This window comes from Halomonas sp. M20 (assembly GCF_020622265.1).
In the GTDB taxonomy this organism is placed as follows: domain Bacteria; phylum Pseudomonadota; class Gammaproteobacteria; order Pseudomonadales; family Halomonadaceae; genus Modicisalibacter.
Window position 1 is genome coordinate 43,591 of record NZ_JACNMQ010000003.1, and the last position, 15,327, is coordinate 58,917.

Genomic DNA, 15,327 nt, shown 5'->3' on the forward strand with positions numbered 1-15,327 from the left:
AAGGAGGAACGACATGAAACTGAATAATAAAGTAGCAGTCATCACCGGTGGTGCCAGCGGCATCGGCTATCAGGTAGCCGAACGCTTCATTGATGCGAACGCTCGTGTCGCCATTGCCGACGTGAACATTGATAGCGCTCAGGAAGCGGCAAAAAAACTGGGTGATCAAGCCATGGCCGTGGAAATGGACGTCACCGATGAGCAGTCCGTCAACGATGGCGTGGACAAGGTTGCAGAGAAGTGGGGCAGCATCGATATTCTACTGTCCAATGCCGGCATCCAGATCGTTCATCGGGTCGAGGACTTTCCCTTCGACGAGTGGAAGAAGCTGACATCGATCCATCTTGATGGTGCTTTCCTGACCACGAAAGCCTGCATCAAGCATATGTACAAGCAAAATTCCGGCGTATTACTGTACATGGGCTCCGTGCACTCCAAGGAAGCCTCCCCGCTAAAATCTGCTTATGTGACCGCCAAGCACGGCCTGCTGGGTCTGGCCCGGGTAATGGCGGTGGAAGGCGCTAAATACGGCGTACGCTCCAACGTCATCTGCCCCGGTTTCGTCGAGACCCCGCTGGTTGCCAAGCAGATTCCGGAACAGGCAAAGGATCTGGGTATCTCCGAGCAGGAAGTGCGCGACGACATCATGCTGGGCGGCACCGTGGACAAGGAATTCACCCAGACCAGCGATATTGCCGAACTGGCGCTTTTCTTGGCTGCCTTCCCCACTAACGCCCTGACCGGGCAATCCGTGGTGGCAAGTCACGGCTGGTACATGAATTGATTGTGTTGGCCAGGCGGTGAGCCGCCTGGCCTTCAAAGAATTGAATGGCAAGGAAAAGGAGTATGATTCATGAGCCAGTAGATACTGAGTGCCCGCAACTGGTTCATGCTGCGCGACTGGCAACCTCGCTTACCTGACCGGGTTACGTATTCAGCACCACGCCACCATTGAGATGCAGCGTCTGGCCAGTCATGTAGGAAGATTCCTCGCAGGCCAGATAGACATAGGCCGGACCCATCTCGCTAGGCTGGCCGGCGCGGTTCATGGGCACTTGTCCACCGAAGGATTCGACCTTCTCTTCATCGAAGCTGGCCGGGATCAGTGGTGTCCACACCGGCCCCGGTGCCACAGAATTGACGCGAATGCCTTTCTCCACCAACGAGACCGCCAGGGAGCGCATGAAGCCCTGAATAGCCCCTTTAGTGGTGGTGTAGTCGATCAAGGTGTTGTTGCCCTTGAAGGCATTGATCGAGGAGGTGGCGATGATGGTGTCGCCCTCTTCCATGTGCGGCAGCGCCGCCTTGGCCATATAGAAATGGCTATGGATGTTGGTCGCAAAGGTGCGGTGCCACTGTTCCTCGGGGATCTGGGTGACGTCGTCCCAGTCGTACTGCTCGGCGGCGTTGTTGACCAGGATGTTGAGCTTGCCGAACTCTTCCAGAGTCTTGTCGACGACTTCGCGACAGAAGCTCGAATCGCCCACATCGCCTTTCAGGATAAGACAGCGCCGGCCTTCTGCTTCGACAAGAGCGCGGGTGTCCTCGGCGTCCCGGTCTTCATCCAGATAGGCCAGCACGCAGTCGGCACCTTCCCGAGCATAGTGCAGGGCCACGGCGCGACCGATGCCGCTGTCGCCGCCGGTAATGATGGCGACCTTGTCCTTGAGCTTGTCGGCGCCGCTATAACTATCGCGGATGAACTCTGGCTCAGGGCGCATGGCGTGTTCGTCGCCGGGTTGCTTGTTCTGCTCCTGTGGGGGTTGTTGCTGATCTGACATGTGCTTCACTCCTGTGGTGCACTATAAATGACAGGCGGCGTCACTCTCCATCGCTGCCCTCTTCGACCCTTGAAGATAGTAGATATTCGCCGTTACCGACAAGGGCTCAGGAGGCTCGCGAACGGGTACGACTCTGAGTCTGGCCGCTGACCGCCATGGACAGTACCGCCATGCGCACCGCGATGCCGTTGGTGACCTGATCGAGAATCACCGCCCGGGGCCCGTCGGCCACGGCGGATTCGATCTCGACGCCACGATTGATCGGGCCTGGATGCATGACGATGGCCTCGGAGTGGGCCCAGGCCAGACTTTCCTGAGTCAGGCCATAATGCCGGTAGAACTCATTTTCAGATGGCAGCAATGCGCCATCCATGCGCTCTTTTTGCAGGCGCAGGGCGATTACCACGTCAGCATCCCGCAAGCCTTCCTGAAGCCGTGTAAATACGCGGCAGCGCCAATCCTCGACGTCCACCGGTAGCAGGGTGCGCGGTGCGATAACGCGAATCTCCGCCACCCCCAGGGTATTGAGCGCCAGCACCTGGGAGCGCGCCACCCGAGAGTGCAGAATGTCGCCGACGATCGCCACTTTGAGATTCTCGAAGGCGCCCTTGTGGCGACGGATAGTCAGCATGTCGAGCATCGCCTGGGTCGGGTGGGCATGGCGCCCGTCGCCGGCGTTGATGATCGCCACATTGGGGGTGACCTGGCTGGCGATGAAGTGGGCAGCACCGGAGTCCGAATGGCGTACCACGAAAGCATCTGCCTGCATGGCTTCGAGATTTTGCAGGGTGTCGAGCAGGGTCTCGCCCTTGGCGGTGGAAGAGGTCTGAATATCCAGGTTGAGCACGTCCGCCGAGAGACGCTTGGCTGCCAGTTCGAAGGTAGCCCGGGTGCGAGTGGAGTTCTCGAAGAACAGGTTGGCCACGGTGCGTCCGCGCAGTAGCGGCACTTTCTTGACCTGGGCATCCTGCACGCCGCGAAAGCTGTCGGCGGTGTCGAGAATCTCCGTGAGCAGCTCCCGGGACAGCCCCTCGATATCGATGAAATGGCGCAGGCGGCCGTCCGCGGTGAGCTGTACTCGGGCAGCGGCGGAGGATGCGGAGTCGATCATGAGGTCTCCCGAGTTTGCGTTACCAATGAGAGAGAAAGCGGCTCCGGGCCAGAGAGCTTGACCCGCTCCCCGGCTGGCAGATCGAGATGAGCGCCGCATACATCCGGCTGTACGGGAAGCTCGCGTCCCGGCAGTGATATCAACGCGGCCAGCAGCACTCGGCGCGGGCGCCCGTAGTCGAACAGCTCGTTGAGGGCGGCACGAATGGTGCGCCCGGACATCACCACGTCATCCACCAGCACCAGATCGCGTTCGTCTACCTCGAAAGGCAAATGGCTCGAGCGAATGGCTTCCGGCAGCCCCTGGTGGCCAAAGTCGTCTCGCCAGAAACCGATATCCAGCGCGCCCAGCGTGGTCGGCAAGGCCAGACGCCGGTGCAGCACGTCGGCAATCCAGACACCGCCGGTATGAATACCCACCAGGGCCAGGCGCTGTCGATCCAGGCCATGCTCATCGATGATCGTCTCGAGATCGGCGACCATGGCGTCGAGTAGCGGCGGAATGTCGGGAAGTGGCATCTATGCTGTCCTCGTACAAGAAACGTTACCGATAGGATTCACGGCCGGGCAGCCCCTCGCGGTGCGCGAACCAGCCCTCGAGAATCAGCTGGGCCGCCAGGCCATCGACGCCGTCATCGCGATAGTTGCCACGATGCCCAGCCTCCCGGGCGATTGCCTTGGCCTCCCGGGTGGAGCCTCGCTCGTCGACCATTTCACAGGGCTTGCCATAGCGCCCATAGAGCCGCTTGCCGAACTTGCGCGCCCGGGTACTCATCTCGGACTCGCTGCCATCCATGTTCAGCGGCAGGCCGACGACGAACAGATCCGGCCCCCACTCCTTCACCAGACGGGTGACGACATTCCAATCCGGGATGCCGTCTTGCACTGGCAAGGGCTCAAGGGCCGTGGCACTGGCCAGGAACTCATGCCCCACCGCGACCCCAATGCGCCGGGTGCCGAAATCGAAGGCCAGTATCTGGCGATTGCCTTCTGCGGCCATCAGCTATGGCCGGCCTGGCTGGGCATCAAGTTCAGGTCGACCCCGAGAATGCCTGCAGCGGCGCTCAAACGCTGCTCCGGTGGCAAATCAAAAAGCACATCGGGTCGCGCCTCGACGGTCAGCCAGGTATTGTCCAGCAACTCCTTCTCGAGCTGACCCGCTTCCCAACCGCAGCAACCCAGGCAGACCAGAAACTTCTTCGGCCCCTTGCCTTCAGCAATGGCCTGGAGCATGTCCATGGAGGTGGTCAAGGCGACATCGTCGGCCACCTGCAAACTGGAATCCCAGGGCTGGCTGCTGCCGCGATGCAGAATGAAGCCGCGATCCTTGTGGGTCGGGCCTCCATAGTGCACCTGCATGTTGCGAAAATGACATTCAGACGCATCGAGTTCGAGCTGTTCGAGCAGGTTATCGAGGCTCAATTCCAGCGGCTGATTGACGATGACGCCCATGGTGCCATTGTCGTCGTGGTCACATAGATAGCTCAGGCTGCCGGCAAAATGGGGGTCTTCAAGGTGCGGCATCGCCAGTAGAAAATGATTGCGAAAGCTTTGCATGGGCCTCCCTGGCGTCAATGCACGCCGTAGCTATTGCCTTTCCCGAAACGCCAGGTCCGCGTGATGGTCAGGCTATCGCGCGTTCCCATCCCCCGGTCAAAGGGGCGATAGGGCGCGGCGCCTTCTACCGCATTCATTGCGGCCTGGTCGAGCTCGGAATGTCCCGAGGATTGTATCACCTCTGCCTCGCGTAACTGACCCTCACGTCCGATTACCACACGAATACGCAGTTGCCCATCGAGGGCGCCCGGGGCCGGATAGTGGCGATTGCCGTAGGTTTCGACCCGCCGGGTCCAGGCATCGACATAGCGGGTTTCGGCGGCCCGCTGGGCGCTTCGACTGCGCTCGTCGCCGCTGTCGTAGGGGGAAGGTGATGCCGTAAAGCCTTGCTGGCGCACGCTTTCCCCAGCCTGAGCCAGTAGCGCCTGACCGCTTGGCGCTGGCTTCGACTGCGATGGCTCTGGCTCTGGTGGTGTCGGCTTAGGAGCGGGCTCTGGTGTCGTCGACTGGGCAGCGGGCTTGGGCGACTGGGGAGAAGGTTCAGGCGGCTGAGGGGCAGATTCGGGAGCCGGCGCTGTTTTTGGCGTTGGCTCAGGCGCTGGTTCTTGAGTTGGTTCAGGCGTCGGCGCTGCTTGAACGGCCTTGGCCATTCTCTCAGAGCCACCGGGTTCAACGGCGGCCTGGGTTACCAGCATCACGTCGAGACTCATCGGCGCCTTCATGGTGGGTGCCGGAGCCAAACGCCACTGAGCCAGCCCGCCGATGACGATCGCATGCAGCAGCAGCGCCAGAACCCAGGCGAGCAGCGTACGATGACGCCTGCCGACAGAGATTTTGGACGAATGATCGATGGTTACCGCCATGGTCGCGCTCTTGAACTCTCCCGGTCATCCCAGACGGCGCAGGATGGCGTCCATCAGCAAACCGGCGATATCGGTGCCGCGCTGATCGTCGATCTCGCGCACACAGGTGGGGCTGGTGACGTTGATCTCGGTAATGTAGTCGCCGATCACGTCGAGGCCGACGAACATCAACCCCTTGGCGATCAGCGTTGGCCTAACCTGCTCCACCAGCCAGTAGTCGCGCTCGGTCAGTTCACGACTGATGCCCTGAGCGCCTGCCGCCAAATTACCTCGGGTCTCGCCGGCCATGGGTACACGCGCCAAGCCATAAGGCACAGGCTCGCCGTCGATCAGCAGGATGCGAGTATCGCCGTCCTTGATCTCGGGGATATAGCGCTGGGCCATGATTTTGCGCTGCCCCCGTTCGCTGAGCTGCTCGATCACCGCGCCGAGATTGCGGCCTTCCGGACCGATATGAAAGATCCCGCTACCGCCCATGCCATCCAGGGGCTTGAAGATCACATCACCTTGCTTTTCTTGGAAGCTGCGCAGTACGCGGTCGCTGCTGGACACCACGCAGGGCACGCTGCATTGCGGGAACTGCTGGGCGAAGAGTTTCTCGTTGCACTCGAGTAGCGCCTGGGTGGGGTTGACGATCAACACCCCTTCCCGCTCGGCGAAACCGAGCAGGTAGACCGCATTGATGAAATGATCGTCCACCGGCGGATCCTTGCGCATCAGGACCACATCGAGTTCGGCCAGCGGCGTCGCCTTGGGCTCTCCCAGCCGATACCAGCTTTCGGGATCGCGAAACACCTCGAGATCCCGCAGCTGCGCCATGGCCCGGCCGTTGTCCAGAAAGAGATCCTCCTGCTCCATGTAATGCAACGACCAGCCGCGATCCTGAGCGGCCCACAGCATGGCCAGGGAGGTATCTTTCTTGTAGGTGATAGCGTCGATGGGGTCCATCACCACACCGATCTTGAGGGCTCGATTCATGACAAGACTCTATTCGCAGAAAACGGTGTTGGCAGTATGACGCAGTCGTTCTGATGGCACCAATCCTGAGGTCGCAAAGGCAGCCGGCCCGATCTTCAGAAACAGCAATCAATACCGGACATCTCCTTCTGGCAGATCAAGTGAGTGGTTTGCTAAAAATGAAGCGCCATGTCGTGCACTTAACCGTTACTAGAACATTGCATACAACATATGCGACTAAAGGGGAAGGGATGGGCTTTATTGCCTCTTCTAGGCTATAAGTTGCATGCAACTTGGAGATAAGCGTGATTATCGAGCGTCCTGCCGCGCAAACGGCCACGGCCCACGTCTACGCAGCGATCAAGCAGCGCATCCTCGAAGGCGTGTATCGCGCTCACGACTATGTGCGTGAAGTCAGTGTGGCGAATGAACTCGAGGTCAGCCGTACGCCGGTACGTGAAGCATTACGCGAGCTGATTTCTGAAGGCTGGCTGGAGGCGATTCCTCATCATGGTGCCCGCGTAAGCGCCTGGACGGAACAGGACGCACAGGAAGTTTTCGAGATTCGTTTGTTACTGGAACCCTTGGCAGTCAATAAAGCGGCGCAGCACATCCAAGCGTTTCAACTTGATCGACTGCAGCAATTAGCCACACGCATGGAGCGTTTAGCAGACCAGGCCAACGGTCGTGACAAGATTGCGGTATTGAATCATGAGTTCCACCGTGAGTTGATCCAGGCATCGGGTAGTCAACGCTTGGTAATGGTGCTCGATAACGTGGTACGCACTTCGATCATCCGTCGCAACTTTCACCATTACGAACAGGAAGACGTATTGCGCAGTATGCATCACCACCGCGAAATCCTCAGGGCAATCAGTGTTGCCAATCCATTATGGGCGGAAAATGTGATGCGTACCCATCTACTGGCAGCGCGTGATCTCTACTTTCAACTTAAAGAGTCGGATAACGACTGAACCGTCGTTCCTAATCACTTGCTTTGAGGAATACAACAATAATGCTTCCCGACACACCACTTGACGATTTGAAAGTGCTCGAACTCGGCCAGCTGATTGCCGGCCCCTATTGTGGGCAGGTATTGGCGGATTTCGGTGCCAGCGTCATCAAGATCGAGCCCCCCGGCAAAGGGGATGCCATGCGCCAATGGGGTGAGGTCGATGCCGATGGCGAACCGCTATGGTGGAACGTCATCGGGCGCAACAAGCAATCTGTGACACTGGACCTGCGCCAGCCCAAGGGTCAGGAAATACTACGTAACCTGGCGTCTCAAGCGGATATTCTGATCGAGAACTTTCGTCCCGGCACCATGGAGAAATGGGGCCTGAGCTATGAGGCGCTGGCAGCGATCAACCCCGGTCTGATCATGGTGCGGGTGACCGGCTTCGGCCAGGACGGCCCCTATGCCTCGCGGGCCGGATTCGCCTCGGTGTGCGAGGCGATGGGCGGGCTTCGCTACTTGAGCGGTTATCCGGATCGTGCGCCGGTACGCGTAGGCATTTCGCTGGGCGATACATTGGCCGGCCTGCATGGTGCTTTGGGCGCATTGGTGGCCTTGCATCAGCGCAAGAGAACCGGCTATGGCCAGGTGGTGGACAGTGCGATCTTCGAGTCGGTGCTGGGCATGATGGAGTGCCTGATCCCCGAGTACGCGCGTACCGGCAAGGTGCGTGAACGCAGTGGGAGTTTTCTGCCGCGCATCGCCCCCTCCAACGCCTATCCCAGCCGCGACGGACGCGATGTGATCATCGGCGGCAATCAGGACACGGTGTTTCGGCGCCTGTGTGAGGTGATGGGCCAACCCACCCTCGCCGATCACCCGGATTACGCCACCCACCGCGCGCGAGGCGACAATCAACAGGCCATCGATGATCTGGTCGCTGCTTGGACCGCGCAGCATGACGCCCAGGACATCGTCGATTGGCTGGCCGAGGCCGGCGTGCCGGCAGGGCTGGTCTATCGTGCCCCGGAAATGCTCGATGACCCGCATTTCAAGGCGCGGGAGGCGATCGTCGAGGTACCCGACCGTCGCGGCCACCCCCTGCCGATGCAGAATGTCTTTCCACGACTTTCGCAAACCCCGGGCCGGGTACGGCATGTCGGACCGGAACTGGGCGAACATACCGAGGCGATTCTCAGCGGTTGGCTGGGAATCAACGAGGCCACCTTGGACGAATTGCGCGACTCTGGCGTGATCTGAACGGAGTGGCCTCATGTTATCTCCCATGCTCGACCCCATTCTCGTCTTGGTCGCCCTGCTCACATTGATCGGCGTTGGCTTGCCGATCTTTCTGGCGCTGGGACTTTCCGGATTGCTGGGTCTGTACATGGCACGGGGTTCGATGGCGTTCTTCTTTGCGCCCTCCTCGCTATTCGGCCAACTCAACAGCTTCGAGCTGATCGCGCTGCCACTGTTCATTCTGATGGGCAATCTGCTTGGCGCCACCCCGGTGGGTGCGAGCCTCTTTCAGGCGGCGGTACGTTGGCTCAACTGGTTGCGCGGTAGCCTGGCGATCTCCTCCGTGGGCGCGTCGGCGATGTTCGGTGCGGTATCCGGGGTTAGCCTGGCCGGGGTTGCCGCGGTGGGCTCGATTGCCGTGCCACAGATGCTGGAACGAGGCTATAGCCGCTCCCTGGCCGCGGGATCGGTGGTTTGCGCCGGGGCTTTGGCGATGCTGATTCCACCCAGCGTGCCGTTCATCATTTATGGGGCGGTCTCCAGCGTCTCGGTGGCAGATCTATTCATCGGCGGGATCGTGCCGGGCATCGTCCTGGCATTGGCGCTGTCGCTTTATATCTATATTCGCGTGCGCATTCATCCGGAGGAAGCGCCGGCCGTTGATCAGCGGTTCACCTGGAAGGAGCGCTTCTTCAGCCTGGTCAATATCTGGCATGCGGCCCTATTGGTGGTAGCGGTGCTGGGCTCGATCTATTCGGGTTTGGCCACGCCCAGCGAGGCTGCTGGAATAGGCGCGCTTGGGGCCTTCCTGATCGCGACGGTGGTCTTTCGCGCGCTGAGCATTCGTAAGTGCTGCGAGATTTTCGGCGCCACCGCACGCATCAGTGGTGCCATCCTGCTGATCATCGGCTGTGCCAAGATCTTCGGCGATTATCTCAACATGGTGCGCGTGCCCCAGACCCTGACCGAACTGCTGACTGCCAGCAGCTTGCCGGCCTGGGCCATCCTGCTGGCCATCATGCTGCTGTTGATACTGCTCGGCATGATCGTCGATGCGGTGTCGTTGATCGTGGTGACCACCCCGGTGCTGCTTCCGCTGATCGAGGCGCTGGGTTACGACCCGCTGTGGTTCGGTATCGTGCTGGTGCTGAATCTGGAAACCGCCGTGGTGACTCCTCCGGTGGGCCTCAATTTATATGCCCTGCGCGGAGTCTGTCCTGAACTCTCGATCGAGGAGATCATTCGTAGCGCCCTGCCCTTCGTGGGCGTGCAGTTTCTGGTGCTGATGCTGTTCGTGCTGTTCCCCGGTATCAGCCTGTGGTTGCCAAACCAGATGTAAAAAGAAGAAACGTAATATATGCATACAAAAACAAGTAAGGAGAAGCGACATGTCAATGACCCGTCGAGAACTACTCAAATACGGCACCTTCGCCAGCGCTAGCGCCGCCCTGCTCGGTGGGCAGGGTCTGTTTGCGCGCCGCGCCCAGGCCGCGACCACCCTGACCGGGGTGAACTACATCACGCCCTCCTACGAGGCGCTGAGCTACGGCTCCAATGGCTTCATCGATTATATCAAGGAGAATGGCGGCGATGCGGTCAACGTCGACTACTATCACTCCGGTCAGTTGCTCAAGGCGGATGAGCAGTTGCCCGCGTTGCGGGCCGGCAATATCGACTTCATGTTCCACACCACCTCCTACATCACCCGCTCGCTACCGATTTTGGGTATCACCGGCCTGCCGGGCGTCGTTGGCGAGTTGTACCGCAATCCTGACCGCCTGGCCCAAGGCAGTCCACTGTTCAAACTGATCAACAAGGAGTTGGCCAAGGATAACCTGTACATGCTCACCGCCGGCGGTGGCATTCTCGAACCCGAGTATATCTGGAGCGGCGATGCCAAACCGGTGCGCTCCCTCAAGGATCTTCGCGGCGAGAAGGTGCGCGTGGTCAGCTTCGAGGCGACCAAGGCCCTCGAGCCTTACGGTATCGCGGCGGTGCGCATTCCTTCCTCGGAAACCTACATGGCATTGCAGCGCGGCACCGTGGACGCTGGCGTCTTCAATATTTCCACAATCATCGGTCGCAGCCTGCAGGAGCAGCTCGCCTATTGTTACAAGCTGCCGACCACCGGCTTTACCGTTGCGCCCTTCATGCTGCGGGATCGCTGGGACACCCTGGACGGTGACATCAAAGACGCGCTGCAAGGAGCCGCGGGATGGTACGACGACAACTTCGCCAGTTACTGCAATGACACTATCTACCCTGAACAGTACTGGCCCAAGGTCGAATCCGCCGGTGTTGAGGTTATTCAACCATCCGAGGAAGATATCGCCACATTCAACGAGGCTACCCAGTCTGTATGGGAACACTGGAAAGGCGAAGTCGGCCAGAAGGTCGGTGAACGCGCCATTGCGCTGGCGCTGGGCGAATCATGATGAGCTCGTTTGTCCTGCGCGGCTGGGATGGCCTCTTGGCCGCCCTGCGCTGGAGTTCGATGGCGGTGCTGGCGTTCATGATGCTAACCGTCTGCTACGACGCCACCATGCGCTATGTGTTTACCGCGCCGACCAGTTGGAGCCTGGAGATCAACTCCTTTCTGATCGTCTATCTGGCGGTGATCGCGGCGGCGGAGGCTCAGCGTCACGACGCGCATATTCGTATCACCTTCTTCCAGAACAAGCTGCCGACACGGTTTCAAGCGCTGATCGCTATCGCTACCGGTCTGCTGGGAGCGCTGTTCTGCGCGATCCTGGTATGGCGAGGGGGATTGTTGGCATTGCAGGCCTTCGAGTACGGCGAGCGGGTGTCGAGCGCCTTCGGCACCCCCATGGTGCTGCCCTATGCATTGATACCGGTGGGCTTCACCGCCCTGGGCCTGCAGTTCCTGGTCGATGCGCTGAGCGCGGGCTATCGCTTGATTCACCCTGCCAATGAGGAGGACTCTTCCCATGGCTAAGACTTTAAGGGCTAAGACCCTGAACGACACCTTGAACACTGCGCCTCGGAGGGCGGACATCGTCGAGGTCGCCCCGCGAGACGGCTTCCAGTCAATCAATGACCCGCTGCCCACGGAGGACAAGATTCGCTGCATTCAGTCGCTGCTCGATGCGGGCATCACGCGCCTGGAGATCGGCTCCTTCGTCAGTCCCAAGGCGGTGCCGCAAATGGCGGATATTGGCGAGATCGTCGCGGCCTTCGTCGATCGTCCGGACATCCGCCTGGCCGCGCTGATCCCTAATCTCAAGGGCGCGGAACTAGCGCTGGACAGCGGCATCCGCGAGCTAGTGTTCGTGGTCTCGGTCTCCGAGCCTCATAACCAAAGCAACGTGCGTCAGAGCGTCGCCGATTCGCTGGCGAGCTTTGAAACCATCATCGAACGGCTACGTGCTTTGGATGACCAAGACAGACTTCGTATGCGACTGGATCTGGGTACGAGCTTCGATTGCCCCTATGCGGGACGCATTGATTGGCAACAAGTCGAAGCAGTGCTGGCCCCGGCACTGGAAATGACTCAGGGCGTCGAACTGGAAGTCGCACTCTGCGATACCACTGGGCGTGCCACGCCCTACCAGGTCGCCGAGCACTTCAGCCGTCTTGGTGCGCGCTACCAGGATGATCGCCTGTCCTGGGCCTTTCACGGTCACGATACCTATGGCATGGGCGTGGCCAATGCGCTGTTCGCCCTGCAACACGGCGCCACGACACTAGACGCTTCAACCGCCGGATTGGGCGGCTGCCCCTTCGCGCCGGGCGCGACCGGCAATACCGCCACCGAGGATCTCGTTTATGCACTACAGGACGGACAGATAGACATCGGCATCGATCTGCCTCGACTGCTCGAGGCAGCAGACATGATCGCGGCGCTGCCCGGCGGTCAGACGGCGAGCCATTTGCGCCACGTACCTAGAGAGAAGGTTCCTAGAGAGAAAGCAACGAGAGGAAATGAAAACGAGCGACTAGGCTAGCCATAACGCCCACTAGTTTTTATCCAAACAACGGAGAACAAAATGAACAAACTACTGACCTCCTTGACCTTCACCGCCATTACCTGGGCTTTGATGTCATCCCCGGCCCTGGCGGAACGTACCCTGCGACTGTCGTCGCAAATTCCCGAGAACCACCCCATCGGTGAAAACCTCGGCTTCTTCGAGGAGCGAGTCGAGAAAATCTCCGACGGCAAGATCCAGGTGCAGATCTATCCCTCAGCACAGCTTTACAAGGGCAGCGAGATCCCTCAGGCGGTGAGCTCGGGCGCGGTCGACATGGGCCTGGTACTGATCGACGAATACAGCGGCACCCTGCCCGCCACCGGCCTGTTCAGCGTGGCCTTCCTGTTCCCCGACTATGACGTGCTGGCCAAGGCAGCAGGGCCAGATAGCCCGGTGCGCCAGCAGCTCGACGAGATGATTCGCGAGACCGGCACCAAGGTGCTGTGGTGGCAGGATTATGGCCCAGTTCAGCTGCTGGCCAACGATGCGCCCTTGGTCGATCCGGCGGACATGCAGGACAAGAAGGTGCGAGTGCTAGGCAAGCCCTCCGGTGATTTCATCGAGGCGCTCGGCGGCAATCCGGTCAAGATCAGCGGGTCGGAGCAGTTCATGGCCTATCAGCGCGGCACCGTGGACGTGGGCATGACCGGTACCACCGCCACCCAGTCGCGCAAGCTGTATGAAGTGATGGACTACATCACCATCACCAACCATGCCCAAGTGGAGTTTCTGATCGTCATCAACGACGAGTTGTGGAGCGAGCTCTCCGAGCAGGAAAAGACTTGGATGAGCGAGGCGGCTCTGGCTGCCGAGCAGAAGATGCGTGAAGAGACCAAGGCCAAGAACCTCGAGGCCAAGCAGTTTCTCGCCGACGAGACAGACATGGAGGTTGTCGAGCTTACTGAAGAGCAGCTCAAGGCCTGGCAAGAGGCCTCAGAACCTGCCGTACAAGCTTACATCGAGACTGCCGGTGAGACCGGTCAGGAACTGGTCGATCAAGTTCGCCAGATGCAATGAGCGATTCCATGCGAGCGGCTTCGAGGCCAAACCCATTAGCCTGGGTGGATCGCCTGGCCGAGCTGTTGGCGCGGCTGGGCGGTCTATTGGTAGTGATCATCGCCTTGCTGTTGTTCGGTGAGGTGGTGGCGCGCTACGTGTTTCATGCCCCTACCATCTGGACTCAGGACATCGCCATTACCCTGCAAGTATGGTTCACCTACCTGGGCATGGCCTATGTATTGCGCAAGCGCGAACTGATCCGTATCACCGCGATCGTGGCCCTGCTCGGCCCGCGTCTGCGGCAGCTAGCGGAAGGCTTCGCACTGGTGGTGATCCTGCTCTTCAGCCTGATGGCGACGGTCTATGGCTGGGACGTGGTCAGCGAGTCGATTCGTTCTGGGCGGCGCCAGCCGACCATTCTGGAGCTGCCCAACTGGGTCGCGGAACTACCGGTGACCGTCGGCTTCGCTTTGCTAAGTCTACAGAGTCTGGCGGAATTGATTCGTCTGCCCTTTCGTCCCGCTCCCACCTTCAACCCGGGCGGTGAACACGCCACGAAGGGCGACGAACAATGACCCTGCTGGTGATCTTCGGCACACTGCTGCTGTTATTGTTCAGCGGCCTGCCGGTAGCCTTCGCCCTGGCGGCGCTAGGCACGCTAATGCTCCTGGTGGAAGGGCTACCGCTGGTGATGGTGGCCCAGAATCTGCACGGTGCCTTAGACAACTTCGTGCTGCTGTCGGTGCCACTGTTTCTCTTGATGTCGAATATTCTGCTCAAGGGCGGAGTAGGCCGCGATCTGTTCGCCGCCGTGCAGAGCTGGGTCGGCCACTGGCCCGGCGGATTGGGTATTGCGGCGCTGCTCTCCTGCGGGCTGTTCTCGGCGATTTCCGGCAGCTCCGTGGCCACGGCGGCCACCGTGGGCACCGTGGCGATTCCAGAGATGACTGAGCGCGGCTATGCCAAGTCGTTCACCTTAGGGCTGCTCGCCGCCGGCGGCACCTTGGGCATCCTGATTCCGCCTTCCATCCCGCTGATCGTCTACGGCGTGATCGTCGAGGAGAGCATCGGCAAGTTGTTTTTGGCGGGCATCGGGCCAGGCCTTTTGCTGCTGGTGCTGTTCTGTCTTTATGTGGCGCTGTACGCCAAATTCTCCTCCGCCCACCGGCCCACCCCCAAGGCGAGCCGCGCGGAGCGTTACCGTGCCACCCTGCGAGCGCTGCCGTCCACAATCCTGGCGATCGTCATGATCGGCGGCATCTACACCGGCGTATTCACGCCCACGGAGGCCTCGGCGGTCGGCGCCGTACTCGCCTTTATCCTGACGGCGTTTTTGCTCCGCACTTTGACCCGGGAGACGTTCGTCGCGGCGGTGCGCCAGACGCTATCGACCACTATCGTGCTGTTTCTGGTGATCATCGGCGCCAAGATCTTCGGCAAGGCGGTCACACTCTATCAGGTACCGCTGATGATCTCCCAACTGGTCGACACCCATCTGGAGTCCGTGGCGATGTTCCTGCTGGTCGTGGCCCTGATCCTGCTGTTCATCGGGCTTTTCCTAGAGAGCCTATCGATGCTGCTGATCATGGTGCCGATGCTGATCCCGTCGGTGCTGGCGCTCGGCATCGACCCCATCTGGTTCGGCATCTTCTTCGTGGTGCTGATCGAGATTGCATTGATCACGCCACCGGTTGGTCTGAACCTGTTCGTCATTCAGGCCGTGGCAAACACCAACTTGGGCACCGTGATCCGCGGCGTGAGTCCGTTCATTCTATTGATGCTGCTATCCGTGATCATCCTGGGGCTAGTACCGAGTATCGTGCTCTACATTCCTTTCGTGTTGAATTAGAGACAGTCCGGCGAGTTGGCGGAATGGC

17 protein-coding genes are annotated in these 15,327 nt (G+C 60.0%); 10 read left to right on the forward strand and 7 right to left on the reverse strand.

What is annotated here, in order from left to right:
• Window positions 1-13: 13 nt before the first annotated feature.
• On the forward strand, window positions 14-784 hold the full coding sequence (locus H7850_RS09090) for a 3-hydroxybutyrate dehydrogenase (protein WP_227369220.1): 771 nt from the start codon (window positions 14-16) through the stop codon (window positions 782-784).
• Between the two features lie 142 nt (window positions 785-926).
• On the opposite strand, the gene H7850_RS09095 is transcribed toward H7850_RS09090, so the two are convergent.
• From H7850_RS09095 to gshB, 7 genes are all read right to left on the reverse strand, one after another.
• A complete protein-coding gene (locus tag H7850_RS09095; protein WP_227369221.1) occupies window positions 927-1,781 on the reverse strand; it encodes an SDR family oxidoreductase in 855 nt (284 codons plus the stop codon).
• 106 nt (window positions 1,782-1,887) lie between these two features.
• A complete protein-coding gene (locus tag H7850_RS09100) occupies window positions 1,888-2,892 on the reverse strand; it encodes an aspartate carbamoyltransferase catalytic subunit (RefSeq protein WP_227369222.1) in 1,005 nt (334 codons plus the stop codon).
• Window positions 2,889-3,410, reverse strand: a complete 522-nt coding sequence (gene pyrR / locus H7850_RS09105; protein ID WP_227369223.1) for a bifunctional pyr operon transcriptional regulator/uracil phosphoribosyltransferase PyrR — start codon at window positions 3,408-3,410, stop codon at window positions 2,889-2,891. Before pyrR ends, H7850_RS09100 begins: the two co-directional genes overlap by 4 nt.
• Before the next feature lie 25 nt (window positions 3,411-3,435).
• On the reverse strand, window positions 3,436-3,891 hold the full coding sequence (gene ruvX, locus H7850_RS09110) for a Holliday junction resolvase RuvX (RefSeq protein WP_227369224.1): 456 nt from the start codon (window positions 3,889-3,891) through the stop codon (window positions 3,436-3,438).
• Window positions 3,891-4,448: a YqgE/AlgH family protein gene (locus tag H7850_RS09115; protein WP_227369225.1), complete on the reverse strand. Its 558-nt coding sequence runs from the start codon at window positions 4,446-4,448 to the stop codon at window positions 3,891-3,893. The genes ruvX and H7850_RS09115 overlap by 1 nt, the downstream gene beginning before the upstream one ends.
• A gap of 14 nt (window positions 4,449-4,462) precedes the next feature.
• Window positions 4,463-5,311 carry an energy transducer TonB gene (locus H7850_RS09120; protein WP_227369226.1) on the reverse strand — a complete coding sequence of 283 codons (849 nt, stop codon included), beginning with the start codon at window positions 5,309-5,311 and terminating at the stop codon, window positions 4,463-4,465.
• Between the two features lie 24 nt (window positions 5,312-5,335).
• The gene (gene gshB, locus H7850_RS09125; RefSeq protein ID WP_227369227.1) at window positions 5,336-6,289 is read right to left on the reverse strand and encodes a glutathione synthase; all 954 of its coding nucleotides are present in this window, start codon (window positions 6,287-6,289) and stop codon (window positions 5,336-5,338) included.
• Between the two features lie 284 nt (window positions 6,290-6,573).
• Here gshB and H7850_RS09130 point away from each other — a divergent pair, with 284 nt between their 5' ends.
• The 9 genes from H7850_RS09130 to H7850_RS09170 are packed head-to-tail and all read left to right on the forward strand — an operon-like array spanning window position 6,574 to window position 15,299.
• Window positions 6,574-7,242, forward strand: coding sequence for a GntR family transcriptional regulator (locus H7850_RS09130; protein ID WP_227369228.1), 669 nt, complete (start codon window positions 6,574-6,576; stop codon window positions 7,240-7,242).
• Window positions 7,243-7,283: 41 nt separating this feature from the next.
• Window positions 7,284-8,483 carry a CaiB/BaiF CoA transferase family protein gene (locus H7850_RS09135; RefSeq protein ID WP_227369229.1) on the forward strand — a complete coding sequence of 400 codons (1,200 nt, stop codon included), beginning with the start codon at window positions 7,284-7,286 and terminating at the stop codon, window positions 8,481-8,483.
• 13 nt (window positions 8,484-8,496) lie between these two features.
• Window positions 8,497-9,801: a TRAP transporter large permease gene (locus tag H7850_RS09140; protein WP_227369230.1), complete on the forward strand. Its 1,305-nt coding sequence runs from the start codon at window positions 8,497-8,499 to the stop codon at window positions 9,799-9,801.
• Window positions 9,802-9,850: 49 nt separating this feature from the next.
• Window positions 9,851-10,897 (forward strand): TRAP transporter substrate-binding protein, encoded by a 1,047-nt coding sequence (locus H7850_RS09145; protein ID WP_227369231.1) that lies wholly within the window; start codon window positions 9,851-9,853, stop codon window positions 10,895-10,897.
• Complete coding sequence (locus H7850_RS09150; protein WP_227369232.1) at window positions 10,897-11,418, forward strand: TRAP transporter small permease subunit; 522 nt, start codon at window positions 10,897-10,899, stop codon at window positions 11,416-11,418. The genes H7850_RS09145 and H7850_RS09150 overlap by 1 nt, the downstream gene beginning before the upstream one ends.
• Complete coding sequence (locus H7850_RS09155; RefSeq protein WP_227369233.1) at window positions 11,411-12,427, forward strand: hydroxymethylglutaryl-CoA lyase; 1,017 nt, start codon at window positions 11,411-11,413, stop codon at window positions 12,425-12,427. The genes H7850_RS09150 and H7850_RS09155 overlap by 8 nt, the downstream gene beginning before the upstream one ends.
• 42 nt (window positions 12,428-12,469) lie before the next feature.
• Window positions 12,470-13,468, forward strand: a complete 999-nt coding sequence (gene dctP / locus H7850_RS09160) for a TRAP transporter substrate-binding protein DctP (protein ID WP_227369234.1) — start codon at window positions 12,470-12,472, stop codon at window positions 13,466-13,468.
• An 8-nt stretch (window positions 13,469-13,476) separates the two neighbouring features.
• Window positions 13,477-14,025: a TRAP transporter small permease gene (locus H7850_RS09165; RefSeq protein WP_227369235.1), complete on the forward strand. Its 549-nt coding sequence runs from the start codon at window positions 13,477-13,479 to the stop codon at window positions 14,023-14,025.
• Window positions 14,022-15,299, forward strand: coding sequence for a TRAP transporter large permease (locus H7850_RS09170; protein WP_227369236.1), 1,278 nt, complete (start codon window positions 14,022-14,024; stop codon window positions 15,297-15,299). Before H7850_RS09165 ends, H7850_RS09170 begins: the two co-directional genes overlap by 4 nt.
• Window positions 15,300-15,327 lie beyond the last annotated feature (28 nt).

Coding starts and splice junctions, on each gene's coding strand:
- H7850_RS09140 (WP_227369230.1), top strand. CDS start 8,497: ATGTTATCTCCCATGCTCGACCCCATTCTCGTCTTGGTCGCCCTGCTC.
- H7850_RS09120 (WP_227369226.1), bottom strand. CDS start 5,311: ATGGCGGTAACCATCGATCATTCGTCCAAAATCTCTGTCGGCAGGCGT.
- H7850_RS09100 (WP_227369222.1), bottom strand. CDS start 2,892: ATGATCGACTCCGCATCCTCCGCCGCTGCCCGAGTACAGCTCACCGCG.
- H7850_RS09170 (WP_227369236.1), top strand. CDS start 14,022: ATGACCCTGCTGGTGATCTTCGGCACACTGCTGCTGTTATTGTTCAGC.
- H7850_RS09090 (WP_227369220.1), top strand. CDS start 14: ATGAAACTGAATAATAAAGTAGCAGTCATCACCGGTGGTGCCAGCGGC.
- H7850_RS09145 (WP_227369231.1), top strand. CDS start 9,851: ATGTCAATGACCCGTCGAGAACTACTCAAATACGGCACCTTCGCCAGC.
- dctP (WP_227369234.1), top strand. CDS start 12,470: ATGAACAAACTACTGACCTCCTTGACCTTCACCGCCATTACCTGGGCT.
- gshB (WP_227369227.1), bottom strand. CDS start 6,289: ATGAATCGAGCCCTCAAGATCGGTGTGGTGATGGACCCCATCGACGCT.
- pyrR (WP_227369223.1), bottom strand. CDS start 3,410: ATGCCACTTCCCGACATTCCGCCGCTACTCGACGCCATGGTCGCCGAT.
- H7850_RS09095 (WP_227369221.1), bottom strand. CDS start 1,781: ATGTCAGATCAGCAACAACCCCCACAGGAGCAGAACAAGCAACCCGGC.
- H7850_RS09165 (WP_227369235.1), top strand. CDS start 13,477: ATGCGAGCGGCTTCGAGGCCAAACCCATTAGCCTGGGTGGATCGCCTG.
- H7850_RS09155 (WP_227369233.1), top strand. CDS start 11,411: ATGGCTAAGACTTTAAGGGCTAAGACCCTGAACGACACCTTGAACACT.
- H7850_RS09115 (WP_227369225.1), bottom strand. CDS start 4,448: ATGCAAAGCTTTCGCAATCATTTTCTACTGGCGATGCCGCACCTTGAA.
- H7850_RS09150 (WP_227369232.1), top strand. CDS start 10,897: ATGAGCTCGTTTGTCCTGCGCGGCTGGGATGGCCTCTTGGCCGCCCTG.
- H7850_RS09135 (WP_227369229.1), top strand. CDS start 7,284: ATGCTTCCCGACACACCACTTGACGATTTGAAAGTGCTCGAACTCGGC.
- ruvX (WP_227369224.1), bottom strand. CDS start 3,891: ATGGCCGCAGAAGGCAATCGCCAGATACTGGCCTTCGATTTCGGCACC.